Raw genomic sequence first — 23,180 nt, 5'->3', positions numbered from 1 at the left:
GGCGGTGGTCGTCGTTCCCGGAGCCCGGCGCGGGGCCTTTTGGCAGGGGAGACGGTCGACGACCACCGCCGACGGGGTCGGCTGTTACCGGAACTTCGCCGACAGCGTGCGCACTCTCAGCGGCAGACGGCGCCCTGCGACGCGGACGTGACCAGCTTGGAGTACTTCGCCAGCACGCCGCGGGTGTACCGCGGCGGCAGGGGAGTGAAATCCTTTGCACGCGAGGCGAGTTCGTCGGCGTCGACCAGCAGGTCGAGGAGGCCGCGGCCGACGTCGAGCCGGATGCGGTCGCCATCGCGGACCAGCGCGATCGGGCCGCCGTCGACGGCTTCCGGCGCGACGTGACCCACGCACAGCCCGGTGGTGCCTCCGGAGAACCGGCCGTCGGTCATCAGGAGCACGTCCTTGCCGAGGCCCGCGCCCTTGATGGCGCCGGTGATGGCCAGCATCTCGCGCATCCCCGGTCCGCCCTTGGGCCCTTCGTACCGGATGACGACGACGTCCCCGGCGGTGATCGTGCCGTCCTCGAGTGCGTCCATCGCGGCCCGTTCCCGGTCGAATACCCGTGCGGTTCCCTCGAACACGTCGGAGTCGAAGCCCGCCGACTTCACCACCGCCCCCTCCGGGGCCAACGATCCCTTCAGGATGGTGATGCCGCCGGTCGGATGGATGGGCGACTTCGTGGCCCGCAACACCTGCCCGTCCGGATCCGGCGGCGCGATGTGCGCCAGGTTCTCCGCCACCGTCGAGCCGGTCACCGTCAGGCAGTCCCCGTGCAGGAGCCCGGCGTCGAGGAGTGCCTTCATCACCACCGGCACACCGCCGATGCGGTCGACGTCGGTCATCACATGCCTGCCGAACGGTTTGACGTCGGCGAGGTGCGGGACGCGACTGCCGACGCGGATGAAATCGTCGAGCGACAACTCGACCTCGGCCTCATTGGCGATGGCGAGCAGATGGAGTACCGCGTTGGTGGACCCGCCGAATGCCATCACCACCGCGATCGCGTTCTCGAACGCCTCGCGGGTCATGATGTCGCGCGCGGTGATCCCGCGGCGCAGCATCTCCACGACGGCGATTCCGCTCTGCCGGGCGAACTGGTCCCGGCGCTTGTCCGGGGCGGGCGGCGCCGCGCTGCCGGGGAGGGACATCCCCAATGCCTCGGCGGCGCTGGCCATCGTGTTGGCCGTGTACATCCCGCCGCACGCGCCCTCACCCGGACAGATCGCGCGTTCGATGGTGTCGACGTCCTCGCGGCTCATCAGTCCACGCGCGCATGCGCCCACCGCCTCGAAGGCGTCGATGATGGTCACCTGGCGCTCTTCGCCGTCCGACAGGGTCGCATACCCGGGCAGCGTCGAACCGGCGTAGAGGAACACCGACGCGAGATCGAGCCGCGCTGCCGCCATGAGCATGCCGGGCAGGGACTTGTCGCATCCGGCCAGCAGGACCGAGCCGTCGAGACGCTCCGCGCTCATCACGGTTTCCACACTGTCGGCGATCACCTCGCGGGACACCAGGGAGAAGTGCATGCCCTCGTGTCCCATCGAGATCCCGTCGGAGACCGAGATGGTGCCGAACTCGAGCGGGTATCCGCCGCCTTCGTGTACGCCGTCTTTGACGGCCTTGGCCAGGCGGTCGAGCGACAGGTTGCACGGTGTGATCTCGTTCCACGACGACCCCACCCCGATCTGGGGTTTCACCCAGTCGTCGTCACCCATGCCCACCGCGCGGAGCATGCCGCGGGCGGCCGTCTTCTCCAGGCCGTCGGTGACGTCGCGACTCCGTGGCTTGATGTCGATCTCGGCGCCCGATTCTGTTCGCTTGGTCATGAGGCCACAGTAGTGCGCCACCGAGCACGAGTCGCGAGATCAGGTTGCGGTTGGCCCCGGGAGGCGGGCACATCCGCAACCTGATCTCCTCAGCGGGAGTCTGTTTCCTACGCGCGCAGTTCGCGTTTGAGCAGCTTGCCGCTCTGATTGCGCGGCAGTTCCTCGACGAACCGCACCGACTTGGGGACCTTGAACGGGGCGAGCCGCTGCTTGACGTGGTCGATCAGTTCGGCCTCGGTGACCGCGGACTCGGCGCGTAGGACGACGATGGCCGTGATCGCCTCGATCCACTTCTCGTCCGGCGTGCCGATCACCGCGACCTCGGCCACGCCCTCGTGGGTGTAGATCGCGTCCTCGACCTCGCGGGAGGCCACGAGGATGCCGCCGGTGTTGATGACGTCCTTGATGCGGTCGACGACCGTGACGTACCCCTCCTCGTCGCGCGTCACCAGGTCACCCGAGTGGAACCAGCCGTCGCGGAAGGCCTCCTCGGTGGCCGCCGGGTTGTCCCAGTAGCCCTGGCACAGCTGCGGTGAGCGGTACAGGATCTCGCCGGCCTCACCGACCGGCACGTCGTTGCCGTCCGCGTCGACGACCCGGGTCTCGACGAAGAACACCGGGCGTCCGCACGATGCCGGCCGGGCGTCGTGCTCCTCCGGGCGGAGAACCGTTGCCAGCGGACCGATCTCGGACTGTCCGAAGCAGTTGTAGAAGCCGAGGTCGGGGTAACGCTGCCGGAGTCGCGCCAGGACGGTCACCGGCATGATCGACGCCCCGTACTGCGCCTTCCGCAGCGAGGAGAGGTCGCGGGTCTCGAGGTCGGGGTGTGCGGCGAGCGGCACCCACACCGTCGGCGCCAGGAACAGCGATCCGATCCGGTGCGCTTCGACGAGCCGGAGGATCTCGGGGATGTCGGGTGCCGACATGAGATGGACGGTGGCACCGACCGCGAGGTAGGGAAGCATGAACACGTGCATGCCCGCCGAGTGGTACAGCGGCATGCAGATCAGCGGGGTGTCGTCGGCATCGAGATCGAGCGCGATGATCGACGAGGTGTACTCGTGGATCAGTGCGCGGTGGGACATCATGGCGCCCTTGGGTTTCGACGTCGTCCCCGAGGTGTACAGCAATTGCACCAGGTCGGAGTCGTCGACGGTGACATCAAGCGTGGGGACATCAAGCGCGTGTACGTCTCCGGCGGTGGCGACGCCGATCAGCGAACCGTCGGCGTCACGCAGCGGGATCACGAACTCGGCCGGCACCACGTCGATGACCGCGTCGAGGTTGTCGCGCAGTGCCGGGTCGACGAGCACCGCCCGCGCACCGGACTGCTCGAGCAGGTAGCTCAGCTCCCCGCCGCGCAGTGCGTAGTTGATGGGGACGTGGACGAGTCCGGCGCGCGCGGCGGCGAGGTAGCCGACGACGTAGGCGTGCGAGTTGGTGCCGTAGCCGGCCACCCGATCACCCTTGGCCAGGCCGAGGGAGAGGAGATGCGCGGCCGCGCGGGTCACGGCGTCGTCGAGCTCTCGGTAGGTGAGGGCGGCGTCGCCGAAACGCAGGGCGGTGCGGTCGGGGAACCGGGCGGCGGTGCGGCGCAGCACTCCGTCGACGGTGTTCGAAGTGGGGGTCATCACATCTTCAGGATGACCCTTGCGTGGGTGGAAGCGGCAGGCACCCCGCTCCTCGTCGTCGGTGGTTGATGTGGGCAACGTGGGTCTCGGCGGAACCTGGTGAATTATTTGGACGTGTCGAGGGGGCGTCCTGGTTCGTCGTGGAGGGCGGGCTGCGACGCTGCGATCGGCCCGGCCGCCCGCGGCAGCCACAGCGCCACGACCATCGCCGCCACGAGTAGACCGAGCGTCAGCAGGTACGTGTCGGCGACGGCGCTCGCGAGATCCGGAGCGGCGTCGGCCCGCTGGTCCGGCGTGAGGCGTTGGGCGGCGGTCATCCCGTCGCCGTCGAGCACCGCCGTCCTCGAGTTGAACAGCGAGGTGAGGATCGTGGCGGCCAGCGCGGCGCCGATCGCACTCGCGAACTGGTTGCCGGTGGTGAGGATCGTGGTCGCGGACCCGGTGTCCGGACCCTCGACGCCGCGCAGCGCCGCGTTCATCAGGGGCATGAAGGTCGAACCGATCCCCAGGCCCATCACGACGCCGATGCCCATGAGAACGGGGTAAGGGGTGTCGTGGTCGAGGACGGTGGTCATGAGCGTCATCGCGACGATCGTGGCGATGATCCCGAACCAGACCACGCGGCGTGGATCGGTGCGGTCGACGGTTCGGCTCGCGACCTGCGCGACCACACCGGTGGTGAGGGCCTGGGCGATCATGATCATCCCGGCCGTGGTGGCGGTGTCGCCGCGCACGGCCTGAATGTAGATGGGCCCCACCATCATCGACCCGAAGTATGCGCCTGCGACCAGCAGCATCGCACCCGAGCCGGTGGCCAGCGAGCGCTTGCGCAACAGTTTCAGATCGAGCAGTGGTCCGGGCGAACGGAGGGTGCGGAGAACGAACAGCATCAGCAGGGCGAGACCGATCCCCGCCGGGACCACGACGTTCGCGTCGAACGGTTCACCGGCCTCGCCGGCCTGGGCAAGACCGTAGACCAGTAGAGCGCCACCCGGCGCCAGGCAGAGCAGGGCCGCCCAGTCCAGGGTTTCCGTCGCGGCGCCGATAAAGCGCGGAAATAGCCTGAGTGCCAGCGTGATCGCGAGCGCACCGACCGGGACGTTGATCAGGAACAGCGAGCGCCAGCCCACGTGGTCGACGAGGAGTCCACCCGCGGTCGGTCCCAACACCGGGCCGACGAGCAGGGGAATGCCGAGCCAGCCCATGAGCTGGCCGCGGTGCCGTTCGTCGACGAGACTCAACGCGATCGTCATGCCGACCGGCTGGAGGAAACCGCCCCCGAATCCCTGTACCGCACGGAACACGATGAGGCTGTGGATGTTCCAGGCCAGCCCGGCGAGTGCCGAGCCCACGACGAAGAGGGTGAGCGCCGAGATGTAGACGCGCTTCGCGCCGAACCGCCGGATCGTCCAGGCGGAGGTCGGCATCACCGCGACGAGCGCGAGCGTGTACGCCGTGGTCACCCACTGGACGGTCGAGAGCGGGGTGTCGAAGGATTCGGCCAGACCAGGGATGGCCACGACGGTGACGGTGACGTCGAGCATCACCATGAGGGTTCCGAGTGCGAGGACCGATGCAACCTTCTTCGCGAGTGCATCCATGGGTCAGCCCGCCTCCTGTGTGGGAGTCATGCGGCTCAGCTTTCAAGTTCAAGTCCGCTTGAAGTCAAGCGTCTACCGGCTGGCGTGCCGGTATGCGAACATGTGTTCTATGCGAATCGAGCGGCGGGAGCGTCCGGAGGCGACGATCCTGCATGCCGACCTCGACTCGTTCTACGCCTCGGTGGAGCAGCGGGACGACCCATCACTGCGCGGACGCCCGGTCCTGGTCGGGGGCGGCGTGGTGCTCGCCGCGAGCTACGAGGCCAAGGCCAGGGGGGTCCGGTCGCCGATGCCCGGCCATGAGGCCCGCGCGCTGTGCCCCGACGCGGTGGTGGTCCGCCCTCGGTTCGACGCCTACATGGAGGCCAGTCGCGAGGTCTTCGACATCTTCCACGACACCACCCCGGTGGTCGAGGGGATCTCGGTCGACGAGGCGTTCCTCGACGTCGGGGGCCTGGGCCGGATCAGCGGCACCCCGCACGACGTGGCGTCGACCATCCGGAATCGCGTCCGCGACGAGGTCGGTCTGCCGATCACCGTGGGCGGTGCGCGCAGCAAGTTCCTCGCCAAGGTCGCCAGCGCCGTCGGTAAGCCCGATGGACTGCTGATCGTCGCTCCCGGCACCGAACTGGCCTTCCTCCATCCCCTGCCGGTGCGTCGGCTGTGGGGTGTCGGGCCGGTCACCGAGGCCAAGCTGGCCGACGCGGGGGTGGAGACCGTGGGTCAGCTCGCCGAGCTCGGCGAACGCTCTCTGCGCGCCGTCGTCGGATCCGGTGCGGGCCGGCACCTGTTCGCACTGTCGATGGCGCAGGACCCGCGTCGGGTCGAGACGGGCAAACGCCGGAGCTCGATCGGGTCGCAACGTGCCCTGGGGCGCCGGCCGAAGTCGGAGGCCGATCTCGAGGCGACGATCGTGGCCATCGTCGAACGCCTCGGCAAGCGGTTGCGCGCTGCCGAACGTGTCTGTCGCACAGTCGTTCTCCGCCTGCGATTCGACGACTTCAACCGTGCGACCCGATCCCGCACACTCCTCGAGTCCACCGACCGAACCGACATCATCATGGCGTCGGCGCGCGGCCTGCTCGCCGACGCGATGCCGCTGATCCGGGACCGCGGCTGCACCCTGGTCGGGTTGTCGCTGACCAACCTCGACGACCACGACAACATCCAGCTCACACTGCCGTTCGACACCGACCACGCAGAAGAACTCGACGCGACGATGGATCTGTTGCGCGACCGGTTCGGACGGGACTCGGTGACCCGCGCCGTGCTGATCGGCCGGAACCACGGCGACGACGCCCCGATGCTCCCCGACTAGGGATTTCGTAGCGACAATGCGCGCTATGTCCACTGTGGTGTCTCGGGTCATCGCTGACACTTTTGTCTCGGGACATCGCTGACAGTCATGCTGCCGGAAGTGGTTGTCGTTTGCCATGGGTGCCGGGGGTTCGACGCTGGCCTTGGTAGCGGCGAGTGGGGTCGGCGTCGAACTCACGCACAATGGTGGTGCCGCTGAAGATGACGATGTGGTTGTCGTCGCAGATGGCGTCGAGGGTGTGTCCACCCCACCGGTTGCCGACCTGGACGAAGTAGGGGCCCACAGTGATTTTGCCTTGCTTGGGGTTGACCTGTTGGCGGGTGGTGAACACTGGTGCTGGTAACGGCCGGTCGACCGGCCGGGCGTGTTCGGTGGCATGGAACGCCTCGGCCGGAGTCGCACCACGTAGCGCACGATGGGGTCGACTGTGGTTGTAATAGCCGCGGAATCGGTCGAGCATCTCGTTGAGGTCGCCGACGGTCGCCGGTGCCGGTTGGGTGTTCAGCCAGCGTTTGAGTGTCTGCCAGAACCGCTCGATCTTGCCGCAGGTCTGTGGGTGATACGGGCGGGAGTTGATGGTCCGGGTACCCAGCGCACGCAGATTCTTCTCCAGCGGTGTTTCGAATCCACGATGCTTACCGGTGTACACAAATCCGTTGTCAGTCAACGACATCGACGGAACACCACATTCGGTGATGCCGGCGAGCATCACCTGCCACACCAGTGTGGTGGTGGCGTCACCGGTGTCGGGGGCCAGCGCGCACAGATACCGGGAGTGGTCATCGATTGTGCCCGCGATCGCTACCGAGGTGCCGTCGCTGAGGTGCCACTCGGTCCAGTCCGACTGCCACAACTCGTTGGGGCGCTCGTAGCAGAACCGCCGCATCGACGACTTCGGCCGTTTGGCCGGCTCGGCAACAATTAGCCCGTGCCGGTGCAGAATTCGCCATACGGTTGAGCGTGAGGGCACCGAATCGGCACCCTCACGCTGCAACGTCCACACAATCGACTGCGGCCCGTGATCCAGGCCCGCGGACTGCAAACGCGTCCGCGTGGCGATCACCAGCGCCTCGACGTCGCCACCCACACGCCCCGGCTCTGTGTGCGGTCGGCGCGACCGTGGTTCGAGCCCGGCCAGCCCATCAGCGACGAAGCGGCGCCGCCACTTGTAGAACGTCTGCCGGCTGATGTTCTGCTCCCGACAGAACTCGGCCACGTTCTCGATTCCACCCGCCAACGCCGTAGCTGCACGAACGTCCATCGCCGTCACCTTCTGGGCCATGAACCATGCTGGCCACGCCCTGCTCAGGTGTCAGCGATGTCCCGAGACATCACCTGTCAGCGATGTCCCGGATCAGAACAGCGCGCTATGACCACATGATTGCTACGGATCGCGGCGCCGCAAAACGTGAGCGGGATCGTCGAGGTGGGAGTTCCGGACGAGGGTCGAGCATTAGAGTGTTGAGCCATGACGATGCACGTGGACGCCGGCAATCCCGATCTGGTGACTGTCGGAGTTCCGACACACTGGTACAACCTGGCCGCTGAGCTGGACACTCCGATCCCGCCCCATCTCCATCCCGGGACCAAGGAGCCGGTGGGTCCGGAGGACCTGGCCGCACTGTTCCCCAGCGGTCTCATCGCGCAGGAGGTCTCCACCGAGCCCTACATCGAGATCCCGGAACCGGTCCGCGAGATCTACCGCATGTGGCGCCCGTCACCGCTCTTCCGTGCCCGACGCTTCGAAGAGGCGCTCAACACCAAGGCGCGCATCTACGTCAAGTACGAGGGCGTCAGTCCGGTCGGCAGTCACAAGACCAATTCTGCTGTCGCACAGGCGTACTACAACAGCCTCGACGGTGTCACCAAGCTGACCACGGAGACCGGTGCGGGGCAGTGGGGCAGCGCGCTCGCATTCGCCGGTGCGCAGTTCGGCATCGACGTCGAGGTGTGGCAGGTTCGCGCGTCGTACAGTTCCAAGCCCTACCGCGGCTTCCTCATCCGCACCTACGGCGGCACCATCCACCCGAGCCCGTCGGACCTCACCGAGTCGGGGCGTGCGATGCTCGCCAAGGATCCGCACACCACCGGCAGTCTGGGCATGGCGGTCAGCGAGGCGGTCGAGGTCGCCGCTGCGAACGCCGACACCCGGTACGCGCTCGGCAGCGTGCTCAATCACGTGGTGCTGCACCAGAGCGTCATCGGTGTGGAGGCCGTCGATCAGCTCAACGCCGTCGAGCCGGGAGGCGCCGACATCGTGTTCGGTTGTGCCGGTGGCGGTTCCAACCTGGCCGGCCTGTCCTTCCCGTTCCTGCGTGAAAAGTTGCACGGACGCTCCGATCCGCGGGTGATCGCCGCCGAACCCTCCGCGTGCCCGTCCATCACCCAGGGCGAGTACCGCTACGACCACGGTGACGTCGCCGGACTGACACCGCTACTGAAGATGCACACTCTCGGAATGGATTTCGTTCCCGATCCGATTCACGCGGGTGGCCTGCGCTACCACGGCATGGCCCCGGCGTTGAGCCACACCGTCGAGCTCGGTCTGGTGCAGGGTGTGGCCATCAGCCAGCACGACGCGTTCAGCGCCGGCGTGCAGTTCGCCAGGACCCAGGGCATCGTCCCGGCCCCGGAATCGACGCATGCGATCGCGGCGTGTGCCGCCCACGTCGCCGACAGCGACAAAGAAGAGGTCGTCGTGATCGGTCTCTCGGGTCACGGGCAGCTCGACCTGCCCGCCTACGCCGAGTTCCTCGACGGCAACTTCTGAGATCCCCCCTGCCAGGATGACTCCGGTGATGCGGACGGTCGGCGTCGACCTGTCCGCGTCACCGGACAAGACCGCGGTGGCGGTGGTCGACTGGCATCACGAACGCGCCGCGCTGGTCGACCTGGTCGTCGGCGCGGACGACTCGACGATCCGCCGACTGGTCGACGGCGCGACGCGAATCGGAATCGACTCACCGTTCGGCTGGCCCGACGAGTTCGTGGAGTTCGTTGTCGCACACCATCGCAACGAGTTGCCACCCGGTCGTCGGCTCGACGACATCGGGAATCGCCGGCCGCTGGCGCTGCGTCGCACCGATCTGCGGGTCGCCGAGGCCGGCCTGGGACGACCACTCAGCGTCTCGGCCGACCAGATCGCGCATGTCGCGTTCCGGTGCGCCGGTCTGCTCGCCGACCTCGGCGTCGATGACAGGGTCGGCGGCTGGGCGGTCGAAGCATATCCGGCCGGCGCGCTCAAGCGGTGGGGTCTGGTCTCGCGCGGGTACAAACGTGCCGCCAATCGGGCGGTACTGGCGGCGCTCGGTGAGTCGCTGCAGGCCGCGGCCCCCTGGCTGTCGCTGGGTGGGCACGCCGCGACGACGGCGCGCGACGACGACGCCTTCGACGCAGTGATCACCGCACTCATCGCCCGCGCGGCGTCGTTGGGCCGCACGACGCTCCCCGCCCGAGCCGACCGCGCGGTCGCCGAGGCCGAAGGCTGGATTCACGTGCCGGATTGTGACCTCGGAGACCTTCCCTGACACCTGGACGTTCGGGTCGCCGGCACCGCGGGGAGCTGATGTCGATGGTGTCTGACGAGTCGGCGGACGGCACCGGGTGTGGTGCCGTCCGCCGGGTGCCGTCCGGCACCGGGTGTGGTGCCGTCCTCCGGGTGCGACTACTTTGTGCCGGGGTCGTCGGCTGCGGCGATCTCGACTTCGGCGGTCGCCTGGATCAGCGCCAGGAGGTCCTTGTCCAGTCCGGGCGCAAACTCTTCCCGACGTTCAGGCGCGATGGTCATGGGAAATCCTTCGGGCATGACGGCGGTGCTCAGCTCGGTCCCGTCGCCGCTGGGAGATGCACCGCGGTACAGCTTGGCGGCGTCGCTCTTGTTGTCGGCGCTGAAGGTGTACTGGACGCTCTGTAGCCCCTGGTCGACAAGCTTCTTGACCTCGGGGAACCGTTCGGCGTTGGTCTTCGGGATGGGGAGGATCGATCCCCAGTTGACCCCGAGACTTTCCAGCGCCTTGGCGAAGGCGTTCTCGTGCGCCTGATCACGGACGATCAGGTAGGCAATCGTGGAGCGGGCGGTCTTGTTGTCGGTCATCTCGTAGATCCGGCACTTCTGCAGGCGTCCGGTGGACTCGAGCATCAGGTTGTAGAGCAGGTCCAAGACGAGATTCCCGCTGTTGTACACATAGGACCCCGACCACGGATTGCCGGCGGCGTCGACCGGCAGTGCGCCCTGTGCGCCGACGAGATAGTGGTGGATGTTGCTGGTGTCCAGGGCGATCTTGAGGGGAGTAGCCCCCTTCTCGCCGGGCTTGTCGACCGGATCGGTCTTCTTGCCGTTGTACTCCGGTGAGCCGTCGAGCAGCCGGGAGATGGTGGTGCCGATGAGTTCGACGTGACTGATCTCTTCGGTCCCCACGCCCTGCAGCAGATCCCGATAGGGCTTCGATGCGGGGTCTCCGCGAAAGTTCATGGACTGGAACAAGTACTGCATCATCGTGCGCATCTCGCCGAACTGTCCGCCCAAGCCCTCCTGCAGGGCGTTCGCGGCGGCAGGATCGGGCTCGTCGACGGCAATTTCGTTGATCAACTGTTGGGTGTGTAGGTACACAGGCTCTCCTCGTTCGCAGGTGAAGTTGTCGAGTGGCCTCGCGATCGGCGAAGGCGGACGAGGCCTGTCGGCGTGCAGACACTCATATTTCGCCGCCGCCCCGGGGAAGGGGCCACATCATTGACAGAGGCCGCATTCTTGACCAACTGGTAGCGGTAGCAGTACCCGATCTTCGCCACGCAAAACATTCCGTCACCTCGGGACTGTCAGTTGAGCCGCTTACGCATCAGCACGCGCGGGAATCCGTCGAGTACCGACGTGGTGTCGGCCGCTTTCGAGAAGCCCGCGGACTCGAACAGGCCGCGGGTGCCGACGTAGGCCATGGTCAGGTCGACCTTTTCGCCGCGATTGTCGACCGGGTACCCCTCGACGGCCGGCGCCCCGTTGGACCGTGCGTAATCGACTGCACCCTCGAGCAATGCGTGGGAGATGCCCTTCTTGCGATGCCCGGGACGGACACGGATGCACCAGGCCGACCACACGGGCAGGTCGTCGACGTGGGGGATCCTGCGATTGCGCGCGAAGGTGGTGTCGGCGCGCGGTGACACCGCGGCCCAGCCGACCACCTCATCGTCGTCGTAGGCGAGAATGCCCAGTGGAATACCGCTGTCGCACAACTCTTTCACGAACTCGCCGCGCTGCTCCCGCACCAGGGTCTGGTTCTGCTTGCTCGGGATGCGGTAGCTCAGGCACCAGCAGACGTTGGAGGTCGGCTTCTTCGGCCCGACCATCGTGGCGATGTCGGCGAAGATCGTTGCGGGCCGGACGTCGATCGTCATGCGTCCCAGCATCACAATTGGCGACGACGCGGCGCAAGGGCCAGGTTCTTTCCGCGATCAGCGTTGAATGTGTGGACCTGACCGGTACACCGTGCGGTACCAAATGGTGGTAAGGATGTCGATCGCCGTGTCGTCGTCGGGGATGGAACCGACCACACCTCCGCGGACCGCGAGCCAGGACCAGCACGAGGATTCGAGCGTGTTCACCAGCGCCGACGCGAGCGGTTCGAGTGGGAGACCGACCTCGTATCCCGCCCGCTCCGCGCTGTGCAGTCCCGCGAGCACCTGCTTGATCCCCGACGTGCGGTTGGCGTGCCATCGCTCCCGGAACTCGTCGTCGAGCATCGACATCTGGAACAGTCCGATGATCTCCGGCAGGTACTTCTTGTACGTCGTCCAGTAGGCGGTCACCGCCGCGCGGACGCCCGCTTCCGGGTCGGTGTGCCGTGTCGCGAGTGAGCCCTCGACGACCTCGACGCTGAACTGGTCGAGAAGCGCCTCGAGAAGCTGGTCCTTGCTGTCGTAATAGTTGTAGAACGAACCCGTCGACCGTCCCGCTGCCGCCGCGATGTCGGAGATCTTGGTGTTCAGGTACCCCTTCTCGGCGAAGGTGCGGCGTGCCGCTTCGACAAACGCGGCCTCGGTCTGGCGTCCCTTGCTCGTCGGCGGCACCGTGACCTCCTTCCACAACACCGATGACACTTCACACCACGCGGCTGATCCAACCACGCCGACGCGAGCAATCTGTTTGCGAGCTCGCGGCGGCCGCGTCGACACGATGTGACCCTTGTCATCTTCTGAACCTGAATCTAGCATCAGAAAAACGCGGCGACAGCTCAAAGGGGATACCGATGGCGACGATGACCCGGGACGAGAACCTCCCCTCCTTCGACGACGGCCCACGACCCTTTGCGGAAAGCCAGGAGGTCGAAGCCCTGGCCGACCAGTCGCGGCCATGCGGGCGGCCACGAACCTGACACCCGACCCGCTCACGTACCCCACCACCACAGGAGCTCGCATGGAATCGTTCATCCAACACCGCAAGGGCCGCACCCCACGCCAGGTCCACCGAGATGTGGAGGACCTCAAGGACGATGAGCTCGGACGTTACGGATTCACCGGGCGCACAGCACATCTGTACCGTCGCAACGATCCGACCCAGTTCCGGGCGGTCGGCACGCACACCGGTGTCGACCGGATCGTCACCGATCTCACGCCGACCGATCAGATCGACCCCGCGGGTGAACCGCTGGTGATGTTCTACAACGACGACTGCCGGATCTCACTGAGCCGACGAGCCGAAGCCGCGCCGTTCTGGTTCCGCCCGGTCGACGGCGACGAGCTCATCTTCGTGCACGAGGGCACCGGCCACTTCGAAACCGAGTTCGGGCGATTGCCCTACCGGCCGGGCGATTACGTCTACATCCCGAAGGGCTGCACCTACCGCCAGGTGCCCGACGACGCCTCGCTGCTGTTGATCATCGAAGCGGTCGACGAGTACCGGGTCCCCGAGCCGGGAGTTCTCGGCCGCTTCTTCCCGTTCGACTCCTCGCTCGTCGTCGTGCCGGAGGCCGAGGCGTTCGACGGCGACGGCCGCGACGAGTACGAGGTGCGTTTCCGCCAGCGAGACGGCCAGACGTCGCTGTTCTACCCGTTCCATCCGCTCGACGTCGAGGGGTGGCGCGGAGACAATTTCGCGTTCACCTTCAACATCGAGGACTACGACGTCATCACCTCCGAGACCGTCCATCTGCCGCCGACCGTGCACCTGTTCATGCAGGCGACGGGGGTGTACGTGATGAACTTCCTGCCACGTCCCGCGGAGGCCCGCAAGGGCGCCGAACGGCTGCCGTGGTACCACCGCAACACCGACTTCGACGAGATCGCATTCTTCCACGGCGGCAGCATGTTCGGGATCGGGATGCCCCCGGGGCTCATCTCGCACGCACCGCAGGGGATGCACCACGGAATCCCGGAACGCGCCCGGGAACGGTCGCGCCGCAAGTTCGACGAGTTCGCCCGGGTGGAATGGAAGGTCATCTCGATCGACACGCGTCGACGGCTCATCCCCACACCCGCGATGATCGACTCGGCCACCGTCGAGGTCAAAGAAGAGGCCCAGGTATGAGCTCCGCGGACACCCTGCCCCGGCACGAGTACGAACGAATCCCGTATCTCGTTGTCTTCGACGACCTCTCGGCATACCAGGACACCTACGGCGGCGTCACCGAGAGCGTGGTGCTGGAGAGTTACCTCCTGCGTCCCAAGGGAGTGCCGTCGAAGAACGTGATCATCTTCATGCACCCCATCGGCGGTGGCGCCTACCTGCCGATGACCAATGCGCTGGCCCGGGCGGGCCACCACGTCATCTACTGCAACAGCCGGTACCGCGGCGTCGACAGCGCGCTGATCATGGAGAAGGTGGTCCAGGACCTCGGCGCCTGTGTGAAGGATGCACGTGAACGGCTCGGCTACGAGAAGGTGATCCTGGCCGGCTGGAGTGGTGGCGGTGCGCTGTCGCTGTACTACCAACAGCAGGCACAGCACGCGACGGTGACGCAGACCCCGGCCGGCGAGCCGCCCGACCTCACCGAACTCGATCTCCCGGCCGCCGACGGAATGATGTTGTTGGCCGCACACGTATCCCGGCACGGAACGCTCACCGAGTGGATGGACCCGTCGATCCTCGACGAGACCGATCCGGACAAGCGCGACCCGGAGTTGGACCTCTACAATCCGGCCAACCCCAACCAGCCGCCCTATACGGCCGAGTTCCTCGAGCGGTACCGTGCCGCGCAGATCGACCGCAACCGCCGGATCACGGCATGGGTCAAGGAACAACTCGCCGATCTGCGAGGGCGCGGCGAACCGTTGATGGAGCGCGGCTTCATCGTCCACGGCACGATGGCGGACCCGCGGTGGCTGGACCTCTCCGTCGACCCCAGCGACCGCGAACTCGGTTGTTACCTCGGCGATCCGCGCATCGTCAACATGGGTCCGGTGGGACTCGCACGCTTCACCACTCTGCGGAGTTGGTTGTCGCAGTGGAGCTACGACGACGCGCACGGCGACGGGCCGCGCTGCGCGGCGGATCTGGAAGTACCGACACTGGTCATCGGCAACTCCGCGGATAACGCGTGCACACCCAGCCACACCCACCGGTTGTTCGACGCGGTGGGCCATCCCGACAAGACACTTCACACCATCTCCGGTGCGACGCACTACTACTCGGGTCGCGAGCAGATCCCGCGTCTGAAGGAGGCGGTCGGCGTCATCACCGACTGGATGGGCGAACGGGCGTGGACCAACTGAGCGCAACCCCAAAAACCACCCTCAGCAGCCGCACCGAGGACTATGCGTCGTCGACGCCGCTGATGAGGGTTGTTTTTTGAGGCGCCCCGGCGCCTCGACTGCGGTGATAACCCTTGCGGACGGTGGCGGCGATATCTGCGTAGGTCCTCTCCCCGTCGTGGAAGACCTGCGCGTAGGTGAGGCGTATCGGCCGGTAGCCGAGCGAGATCAGCTTACGGCTCCGTACACGGTCGGTCTCGTAGTTGTCGACGCCGGTGTGGTGGGCCAGGCTGTCGAGCTCGATGGCGAGACGGTTGCCGACGAGCAGGTCGACCCAGCCCACCTCGGGCACATGATGCTGGACCTCCACCGAAAGCCCCGCACCGATCAGTCGTAATCGCGCCGCGGTCTCGGTTCCCGACGCCGCGAGCCGATTGCACTTCTCCAGGGCCGTCCGGATGGAGAGCGGGGCGAGGGCGAACTCCGCGCGCAGGTCGTCGACGGTCAGCCTGCCGTGGTGCAGTGCGGAGTCGCACAGGATGATGAACCCTTCCCTGTCGAAGCACCGCGCTGCGTACTGCAGGGCGGTTGCGACGTCGTCGACGGCGGCGGGGGCCGGCGTCGGACGGCCATGGCGTCGGCATCGGTCGGGGGAGCGGCGTCGTTCATGCCGTGTCACGCGTGCGTGGAACTCGGTGGGGTGCTCCGGAACCCACAGTCCATGGCGTCGAAGGGCGGACGCGCACGACACCACAGCATTGTCGGCGACCGCCGCCACGACCTCCGGATCGGCATCGGGCAGCTGGAACCAGCCGTGCCGAATCCGCCGGATCACCCCCGCTTCGACGGCGCGTCGGATGTCCGCGCGGGTTTCCCCGCAACTCACGAGCTGGTTCGCCGACGCGACGCCTCCGAAGCGGACGATGAGCTGGTCGTAGTCCATGCGCGCAAGTGTCGGGCGTTCGGGGACCCGGGGAGACGCGGTGTCGGGGGGTGTGGACGCGCGCCCGGGTTGTGGACAGGCCGGGAACGCAGAACCGCCCCACATTCCACCCACCACAGGGGCCCCGACGACCATATGTCGTCGATGCCCCTGTGCAGGGCGGTTATTGGGGGGCGGTTTCTGGGAGGGTAGGCGCTAGCCCAGGAGCTTTTTCTGGACCTTGCCCATGGCGTTGCGGGGAAGCGAGTCGACGAACCGGACTTCCCGGGGCCGCTTGTGGTTGGACAACTCGCCCGCGACGAACTCGATGAGTTCGGTGTCGGCGACTGGCTCGCCGACCACGTAGGCGATGATCCGTTGTCCGAGGTAGTCGTCGGGGACGCCGATCACCGCGACCTCGCGGACTGCCGGGTGCGCCAGCAGCACGGTCTCGATCTCACCCGCACCGATCCGGAAACCGCCGGATTTGATGAGGTCGGTGGCACGGCGCCCGACGATGCGGTGCATGCCGTCGGCATCGATGACAGCCACGTCGCCGGTCGCGAAGAAGCCGTCGTCGAGCCATGATTCGGCGGTGGCGTCGGGGCGATTGAGGTATCCCGACGCCATCATCGGGCCGCGTACGTGCAGATCGCCGACACTCTGGCCGTCGTGCGGTACCGGTTCGCCGGACTCCACCAGACGCGTCTCGACATAGGGCAGGGGAAGTCCCACCCAGCCCGGCCTGGTCTCGCCGTCGACGCGTGTGCTCACGGTGATCAGCGTCTCGGTCATCCCGTAGCGTTCGACGATCCGGTGTCCGGTCAGCTCCTGCACCCGTTCGAACACGGGAACCGGGAGTGGAGCGCTGCCCGAGATGAGCAGACGCGAAGTGGAAAGCGTCTGTGCGGCAACAGGTTCGGCAGCGATGCGACTCCACACCGTCGGTACGCCGAAGAACATGCTCGCGCCCGCCTCGGCGGCGGCCGCGTAACCTGCGGCGGTCGGCTTCTCCGTGTGGATCAACCGTCCGCCCCGGCGGAGCGGACCCAGCACGCCGAGAATGAGGCCGTGTACGTGGAACAGCGGAAGGCCATGTGCCAGTGTGTCATCGGCCGTCCACAGCCAGGCGTCGGCGAGGGCATCGAGTCCCTCGGCGATCGCCTGCCGGGTGATCGGCACGCCCTTGGGCAACCCCGTCGTACCGGAGGTGTAGAGGATCAGCGCCGTCGAGTCGGCGTGCGGTTCGGGGTGACGATGCCACGACTTCGCGTATCGCCGGACGGGGATGACGGGCAGCGTCGCCTCCGCCGGGCCCTGTCCCAGCCAGGCCTGCGCGCCCGAATCGGCCAGGATGTGTTCGAACTCGCGTGGCCCGGAGTCGGGCGGCACCGGGACCACCGGCACGCCTGCGATCAATCCGCCGACCAGCGCGAGCACGGTGTCGACAGTGGGGGTGGCCAGGACAGCGACGGTGCGCGCCCCCGCTATCCGCTCGGCCACCGCGGTCGCGGCGCCGACCAGATCCTCGCGTGAGAGACGGTCGCCGCCGATGCGGATCACGTCTGGGTCGTCCGGCGCGGTGGGGGTCAAGGTCGGCAGCAGCACATACTCACTGTGCCACGGTGCGACAGTTCAACCGTTCACCTGCTGCGATCGCCGAGGTCACGCGGCGCGCGGGGAGTCCGGCTCGATGTTCCCGGAGCCGGTGCCAGCGGCTCGACGCGCCGATCGTCGACGCGGTGGTCGAGATGTCTCCACCAGGCGGCCAGCGCGATCTCGATCACGCCGATGACCGCGACCGCCGGCTGGAGATAGAAGAAGATCTGAAGAAAGGCGACCTGCAGCAGAATCCACACGATCAACGACGCTCCGGCGAACAGACCGCCGAGACTCGCGAGTCGTGCGCTGACGGGTGGGGCGACGATGGCCAGCGCGGCCAGGATGTGCGGAACCGCGATTGTGGCGATGAGCAGTAGTCCGGGACCGGTCCAGTTGTCGAAAGGTGTGTTGTGCAGCCACTCTCGGGGCATCACCCACCGGTCGTCGATCAGGGCGAGGCCCCCGCTGATCGCCTGGTACGCCACAAAGCCCTCGATGAGGGCGAGAACCCATGCTGGCCAGGGTCGTCGGCCATGCGCGGTGAGCGTGGGGTGGTATTTGCCCGAATCCGGCCGCATTTCCTCAGTCTGTGCCGATCGTCGGGCGGAGTCGTGGGCCTTAGGTCCCTCCGGTTCAGAGACGGCCCGAGGTACGCCTCACGGGCGTACCCACCCGTCGGCCATGAACTCCAGAAGTAGTTGCGCCTTGTTGCCGACGGGACGGCCGGCCTCCTCGTAGCGACGGACGACGCGACGATAGTGTTCGCGGACCGTGCTCTCGGCGATCTGGTGTTCCCGCGAGGTCTGCCGCAACGTGGCACCGAGTGTGTAGGTCGTCAGGATCTCCTGCTCGCGTTCGGTGACGCGCACCCGGTTGACCGGCGCGACCGGCGTGGAGGGCGGCGGCGGGCCGATCGTGGTGGCGAGTGCGTTGAGGAGCGCGCCCTGAGCATCGGGTGCCCGCGGGGAGATGCGGATGTGGTCATAACCTGCAACGCCGTCGCCGACGAGGACAACCCTCACGGTTCGCAACATCGGCAACCGCCGAGCGAAACCGAGCATCGCCGCGGAACGCACGAGCAGGACGGCGGGATCGCGAAGGGCGGGGAGCTGGGCGGGTTCGATCAGGGCCGCGCTGTACCCGGAGGTCTCCACGAGGGCGACGAGCGCGGCGTCGAAGATGTCTCCCTCGGCCACGACGGCAGCCAGGCGTGCCGTCGCAGTTGTCGGGGCCGTTCTGGACGGACGCCGTTGCCCGGCGGACGTGTGCCCGGTGCGAGAAGACGGATGGTCGATCTCGTTGAGGGGTACAGACACGTCGCGGTCCTCCTGGGTCGACATTCGACTCGGCGTGCGCGCATCGATGACGATGGCGCGGCGCTGCTCGGCTGCGATCGACTCTGCTTGCGATCCCGACGCGGGATGGAACGGATCCGCTTCCGCGTCTACTTGTTCAGCCTTGCGAACATCGGCCCGGAAGTCAGCGGGTTTCGGGACCAGATGTGTGTCGAATCGGGTCAGAAACTCCGTAAAACACTCAATCGGAAGCGTGATCGCGCATGAATCGGAGATATCGGGCAGAATCGCACCGTGCCAAACCGTTTGCGAGTGCTCGTCGCCTCACCTCTGGGACACGTGGTGGCAGGGCCACTGCAGAGTGCTCTCGAGGACGCTGCGGTCACGGTCGCGACGGGTGAGAACGAGTTCACCCGCAGCGTCGCGGGCAACGTCCGGTTCGACGTGGTGGTGGCGGACCTGATCTGGAACCGTGCCGACATCGAGTGGACATTCGACGGTCTCGACGTCATCGACGCGCTGGACAAGCACGATCGTCGCGCGCCCGTGATCCTGGCCACCCAGGGGCATGACATGGAAGTCGACCACATCGACGAGGCGCGGTTGCGGGACGAGGTCGCCGGGGTGATCGCGAAGTCCGACGGTTTCGCGACTCTGGTGAATGTGGTGCGTGCGGTGGCATTGGGGCAAGGCCTGCCGGACAAGGCGCCGGGGGTCCGAAGCCGGCCGCCACTCTACGAACTGCTCACCGGTCGGCGCGGGCAGACCGCCGGCCGACTCGCCGGGGCGATCGCCTCGGGTAACGCCGCCGACAACGCATCGCTCGCGCGGACAGCCAAGGTCTCACCGAACACCGCCAACAAGGTGACCAGTCACTACCTCGGCCCGATCATCACCGCGCGCGGCGAGCACGGACCGGGACTGCCGATGACGCAGGCGGCCGTCTACCGGTGGTGCGGTCTCCACGCGCGGTATCTGATCAGCTGGTGTCGCCGGCACGGCCACTCCGACGTCCTGGGCCCCATGCCGAGCTGATCAGCGCTCCCGGATTCCCGCGGGTTCGGCGCGCCCGAGCCCGCAGCGCTCGCCGAACCACCGGAGGATCTCGACTCCCGCGAGCGCACCGGTCTCTTCGGTCACGGCGAGCCCCGGTGCCGACCAGCCGAGTAGTTCCAGTTCTCCGTGTCGCGGGCGGATCGCATGATCGGCGACGAGCAGCAGGTCGGTGTCCAGCCAGCCGTCGCCCGCCGCGTACAGCTCGGCGCCGGGCTGCAGGGTCCCGTCGTCGAGGAGGCGTCGGCGGACCTCGGCGATCGCCGATGACTTGGTCACCGGTCGGGGTGTCGCGTAGATCTTCCGGCCCTGCTGGGACACCGTCCATCCGCGTGCGGCACACCAGTCGTGCCATGCCGGCAGGAACTGCGGTGGTTGCGCTCTCGGGTCGACGACGAGGTAGCAGAACAGGTCGTCGGCGGTCCGCAGCGAACTCACCCACGTCTCGTCGATGCGGCCACGCAGTTCGGCCAGGATCTCCTCGAGAGTGGCGCCCGAGGCCGCGACGGACTCCTCGACGTGGCTGCGCCACAACGGGTCATCGGCCCCGTCGACCAGGATGCGCCCGCCGTTGCTGACCACCGCGTACCGGAACGGGCCTCCCGGTAGAGAGATGCGCTCGTACTGGGCGGGCGTACGTGTGGTCGTCGGGACCACGGTCACCTCGACGGCCAGGCGGGTCATCAGTTCGACGGCGGTGGTGGTCATGTACGACAACGGTGCATTCTGGTAGATCTCGACGCAGACTGTGTCGAGCGCGGCGAACTGGGCCTCACCCATCGCGGCTCGCGAGTAGATCATCGTCCGGTCGAGGTCGGTGGCGACCAGGGCGTTCACGCGTCCTCCTTGATGAGCCCGACGCAGGAATACCCCAGGCCGGGCGAGACCTCGACGGGCACATCGCGTTCGGCGGCCAGGAGCCGGATGTGGCGATGTTCGGGCAGGTCCGCGTCGCGGACCAGGATGCGCCACGGCACCCGGCGCAGCAGTACGCGGGTGGTCTCACCCACACCGGGTTTGACCAGGTTGATCGACGAGAGGCCGTACTCGGTCTGGAGGTGTTCCACCGATCGCCATCCCGACCAGGTGGGTCTGCGCATCTCGGGTGTCATGCCGGCGAGTGTGGCGGCGACGCGCTCGGCGACGGCACCGAACTCGGCACTCACGGTGTCGAGCAGTACACCCGAGACGTCGAAGTCGGTGAGATGGCGATAGAACTTGGCGCCGTGGAATTCTCCCGGACCGATGTGATCGGCGTTGAGCACCGTGCGCGACACCAGTCCCGAGACCGTGGAGTTCAGGCACGCAGAGGCGATCAGGAAGTCGTCACGCGTACCGAACAGGGTGGTGCAGGATCCGGGGTCGGCGAGTACGGCCAGCTCGTCGTGCAACCGCGGGCGGCCGGCGACACTCGCATAGTCGTCGAGCGCCGCGGTCAACTCGCGTTGGATCGCGCCCTTGCCGGTCCAGCCGTCGACGAAGACGACCGATTCGGCGGGATGCCGCTCCAGGATGTGATCCAGTGCGACGGTGTCGATTCCGCGACCACGAACGATCGAGATGGTGTAGTGACGTGGGTCCCCGCCGTGCATCGAGGCCATCCATCGCCGGATCAGGATCCCGACCGGGGTCCCGGCGCGTGCGAGCGACACCAGTGTCGGCGACGTATGTCGTTCGGCGAGAATCAGTTCCGCCACGACGCCGACAGCCTCGGCGAGGCGTTGTGCCGATGACCGCAGCGTCGCGTGGAACAGGTCCTGGTACTCCCGGCCCGGCTGGTACTCGATCGGCAGCGATTCGGCGTAGTGGGCCTTGCCGGATTGGATACGGCGCTCCCTTTCGCGCAGATCGGCTTCGAGTGCGACCTCGGACAGATCCTTCAGCAGCCAGGTCACCTCGTCGGGGGCGTACGACCCGAACTGCGGCCCGCGAAGCGGCGGCGTGGTGGTGACGATGTCCATCACCGCGCCGCCTGCCGGGCCCGGGCGAGGGCGGACTGGCCGGTCGCCGGGAGTACGGCCACGGTCACGGGGTGCCCGGCGTCGGTGAGGACATCGATGAGCCCGCCCGGCGCGTGGAGTTCGGCGGTGTCGGCAGGGGAGTCGACGACCAGCACCACCTGCGGATCGGGTGCCGCCGGGGTGGCGACGTTGTAGACGTATCTGGGGGCATGTGGATCGGACTCCGGTGCGGGGAAACGGAATCCGCGTCGGAGTGGATAGCCGGTCACGTCGTGGACCTGGGCGGGCGACCGGGTGGTTGTCTGATACCTCGTCTCGAAGCCGACGGAGGCAAGACGCTCGCCGATGCACAGCGGCGCGTACATGAGCTCCTCGTGACCGAGCACGACGACGGGCCGTTGCGGGTCCAGGTGGGTGGCCAGCGTGTCGGCGGCGGCATCGGCCGCCTGGCGGAAGGCCTCGGTATCAGTCCGGAGGAATCCGTGCCGACCGCCGTCGGGCACCGAGGTCGGCCACTCGACGGGCACCATCGTGACGTCGCCGCGGTGTGGCGCCGAGGGATTGAGGTCCCCGGACTCCAGTGCCCACACATCGTCGAGGAGGTTCGGCGGCAGCGCGATGGAGCCGGAAGCGAGCGCGACGTAGGCAACTTCGACGCCGAGATCGGCTGCAGCGGTATCACAGTCGGAGCGCTGAGCGGGAGTACGCATGTCCACCAGCGACGCCACGACGAAACGCGTACGTGGCCGCGCGGCGATGATCGCCGCGATGGCGCCCAGCGCGGTCTTGCCCGTCGAGACCTCGTCGTCGACGAGGATCAGGGTCTCCTCGGGGGTGGTGGCGTCGAGGAACTCCGGGTTGCTCGGTTGCAGCAGGTGCGTCGTCGCGTGGGAGTGTCCTTCCTCGAAGGTGCCGGACACGGTCACCCCAGGCATCCTGCGGCGCGTCGAATGGAGGTAACGCGAGGCGCAGAGTCGCTCGGCGACACAGTGTCCGAGTCCGGTGGCGGTCTCGGCGAAGCCGAAGACGATTGCGTCGCGCGCGGCGTCGGCGCCGATCCGCTCGATGATCGCCGAGCCCAGGTCGTCGGCCGCACCGCGGACGGCGGACGGCGGCGTCGGGATGTGCTTGCCCAACACGGTCGACACCAACAGGTGGGCGCGCCGGCGATTGCGGCGCAGGCCGAGCATGACCAGATCGTGAACCGTGTGATCGGGGTGCCCACCGTCGACGGACTCGATTGCGACGCCGAAATTCTGTGTCACCCAATCGGTGTCACGGGCGAC

At 67.3% G+C, this 23,180-nt stretch carries 20 protein-coding genes; 6 read left to right on the top strand and 14 right to left on the bottom strand.

Annotation, left to right across the window (positions count from 1 at the left end):
- Positions 1–116: 116 nt before the first annotated feature.
- The 3 genes from ilvD to H1R19_RS22615 form a co-directional block, all read right to left on the bottom strand.
- On the bottom strand, positions 117–1,832 hold the full coding sequence (gene ilvD, locus H1R19_RS22625; protein WP_219850225.1) for a dihydroxy-acid dehydratase: 1,716 nt from the start codon (positions 1,830–1,832) through the stop codon (positions 117–119).
- A gap of 107 nt (positions 1,833–1,939) precedes the next feature.
- The gene (locus tag H1R19_RS22620; RefSeq protein ID WP_219850224.1) at positions 1,940–3,463 is read right to left on the bottom strand and encodes an acyl-CoA synthetase; all 1,524 of its coding nucleotides are present in this window, start codon (positions 3,461–3,463) and stop codon (positions 1,940–1,942) included.
- A gap of 104 nt (positions 3,464–3,567) precedes the next feature.
- Complete coding sequence (locus H1R19_RS22615) at positions 3,568–5,064, bottom strand: DHA2 family efflux MFS transporter permease subunit (RefSeq protein WP_219850223.1); 1,497 nt, start codon at positions 5,062–5,064, stop codon at positions 3,568–3,570.
- A gap of 109 nt (positions 5,065–5,173) precedes the next feature.
- Between H1R19_RS22615 and dinB the strand changes: the two genes are divergently transcribed.
- On the top strand, positions 5,174–6,382 hold the full coding sequence (dinB, locus tag H1R19_RS22610; protein WP_219850222.1) for a DNA polymerase IV: 1,209 nt from the start codon (positions 5,174–5,176) through the stop codon (positions 6,380–6,382).
- Positions 6,383–6,467: 85 nt separating this feature from the next.
- Here dinB and H1R19_RS22605 read toward each other — a convergent pair whose 3' ends face one another.
- On the bottom strand, positions 6,468–7,643 hold the full coding sequence (locus H1R19_RS22605; protein ID WP_308258843.1) for an IS481 family transposase: 1,176 nt from the start codon (positions 7,641–7,643) through the stop codon (positions 6,468–6,470).
- A 207-nt stretch (positions 7,644–7,850) separates the two neighbouring features.
- Between H1R19_RS22605 and H1R19_RS22600 the strand changes: the two genes are divergently transcribed.
- A complete protein-coding gene (locus H1R19_RS22600) occupies positions 7,851–9,152 on the top strand; it encodes a TrpB-like pyridoxal phosphate-dependent enzyme (RefSeq protein ID WP_188328505.1) in 1,302 nt (433 codons plus the stop codon).
- Positions 9,153–9,168: 16 nt separating this feature from the next.
- Complete coding sequence (locus tag H1R19_RS22595) at positions 9,169–9,909, top strand: DUF429 domain-containing protein (RefSeq protein ID WP_219850221.1); 741 nt, start codon at positions 9,169–9,171, stop codon at positions 9,907–9,909.
- A gap of 137 nt (positions 9,910–10,046) precedes the next feature.
- On the opposite strand, the gene H1R19_RS22590 is transcribed toward H1R19_RS22595, so the two are convergent.
- From H1R19_RS22590 to H1R19_RS22580, 3 genes are all read right to left on the bottom strand, one after another.
- A complete protein-coding gene (locus tag H1R19_RS22590; protein ID WP_219850220.1) occupies positions 10,047–10,991 on the bottom strand; it encodes a manganese catalase family protein in 945 nt (314 codons plus the stop codon).
- A 206-nt stretch (positions 10,992–11,197) separates the two neighbouring features.
- The gene (locus H1R19_RS22585) at positions 11,198–11,770 is read right to left on the bottom strand and encodes a GNAT family N-acetyltransferase (protein ID WP_188328502.1); all 573 of its coding nucleotides are present in this window, start codon (positions 11,768–11,770) and stop codon (positions 11,198–11,200) included.
- 57 nt (positions 11,771–11,827) lie between these two features.
- A complete protein-coding gene (locus tag H1R19_RS22580) occupies positions 11,828–12,442 on the bottom strand; it encodes a TetR/AcrR family transcriptional regulator (RefSeq protein ID WP_188328501.1) in 615 nt (204 codons plus the stop codon).
- A 346-nt stretch (positions 12,443–12,788) separates the two neighbouring features.
- Between H1R19_RS22580 and H1R19_RS22575 the strand changes: the two genes are divergently transcribed.
- Both H1R19_RS22575 and H1R19_RS22570 read left to right on the top strand, forming a co-directional pair.
- The gene (locus H1R19_RS22575) at positions 12,789–13,898 is read left to right on the top strand and encodes a homogentisate 1,2-dioxygenase (RefSeq protein WP_188328500.1); all 1,110 of its coding nucleotides are present in this window, start codon (positions 12,789–12,791) and stop codon (positions 13,896–13,898) included.
- Positions 13,895–15,082 carry an alpha/beta fold hydrolase gene (locus H1R19_RS22570; protein ID WP_219850219.1) on the top strand — a complete coding sequence of 396 codons (1,188 nt, stop codon included), beginning with the start codon at positions 13,895–13,897 and terminating at the stop codon, positions 15,080–15,082. The genes H1R19_RS22575 and H1R19_RS22570 overlap by 4 nt, the downstream gene beginning before the upstream one ends.
- A gap of 40 nt (positions 15,083–15,122) precedes the next feature.
- On the opposite strand, the gene H1R19_RS22565 is transcribed toward H1R19_RS22570, so the two are convergent.
- From H1R19_RS22565 to H1R19_RS22550, 4 genes are all read right to left on the bottom strand, one after another.
- Complete coding sequence (locus tag H1R19_RS22565; protein ID WP_219850218.1) at positions 15,123–16,004, bottom strand: type IV toxin-antitoxin system AbiEi family antitoxin domain-containing protein; 882 nt, start codon at positions 16,002–16,004, stop codon at positions 15,123–15,125.
- A 195-nt stretch (positions 16,005–16,199) separates the two neighbouring features.
- Positions 16,200–17,591, bottom strand: a complete 1,392-nt coding sequence (locus H1R19_RS22560; protein WP_219850217.1) for an acyl-CoA synthetase — start codon at positions 17,589–17,591, stop codon at positions 16,200–16,202.
- Positions 17,592–17,626: 35 nt separating this feature from the next.
- Positions 17,627–18,163 (bottom strand): hypothetical protein, encoded by a 537-nt coding sequence (locus H1R19_RS22555; RefSeq protein WP_219850216.1) that lies wholly within the window; start codon positions 18,161–18,163, stop codon positions 17,627–17,629.
- A gap of 78 nt (positions 18,164–18,241) precedes the next feature.
- Positions 18,242–18,901 (bottom strand): helix-turn-helix transcriptional regulator, encoded by a 660-nt coding sequence (locus H1R19_RS22550; protein ID WP_244970805.1) that lies wholly within the window; start codon positions 18,899–18,901, stop codon positions 18,242–18,244.
- 273 nt (positions 18,902–19,174) lie between these two features.
- Between H1R19_RS22550 and H1R19_RS22545 the strand changes: the two genes are divergently transcribed.
- Positions 19,175–19,915 (top strand): MSMEG_1198 family transcriptional regulator, encoded by a 741-nt coding sequence (locus H1R19_RS22545; RefSeq protein WP_188328496.1) that lies wholly within the window; start codon positions 19,175–19,177, stop codon positions 19,913–19,915.
- On the opposite strand, the gene H1R19_RS22540 is transcribed toward H1R19_RS22545, so the two are convergent.
- From H1R19_RS22540 to H1R19_RS22530, 3 genes are read right to left on the bottom strand one after another with little or no spacing between them, the layout of a single operon-like run.
- On the bottom strand, positions 19,916–20,770 hold the full coding sequence (locus tag H1R19_RS22540) for an HAD family hydrolase (RefSeq protein WP_219850215.1): 855 nt from the start codon (positions 20,768–20,770) through the stop codon (positions 19,916–19,918).
- Positions 20,767–21,894, bottom strand: coding sequence for a cysteine protease StiP family protein (locus tag H1R19_RS22535; RefSeq protein ID WP_219850214.1), 1,128 nt, complete (start codon positions 21,892–21,894; stop codon positions 20,767–20,769). Before H1R19_RS22535 ends, H1R19_RS22540 begins: the two co-directional genes overlap by 4 nt.
- Complete coding sequence (locus H1R19_RS22530) at positions 21,894–23,159, bottom strand: phosphoribosyltransferase family protein (RefSeq protein ID WP_372631883.1); 1,266 nt, start codon at positions 23,157–23,159, stop codon at positions 21,894–21,896. The genes H1R19_RS22535 and H1R19_RS22530 overlap by 1 nt, the downstream gene beginning before the upstream one ends.
- Between the last annotated feature and the right edge of the window lie 21 nt (positions 23,160–23,180).

The organism is Gordonia jinghuaiqii, from assembly GCF_014041935.1.
Taxonomy (GTDB): Bacteria; Actinomycetota; Actinomycetes; order Mycobacteriales; family Mycobacteriaceae; genus Gordonia; species Gordonia jinghuaiqii.
Note: the sequence above shows the minus strand (reverse complement) of the source record. Positions and strands in the feature narration are given on the sequence as shown.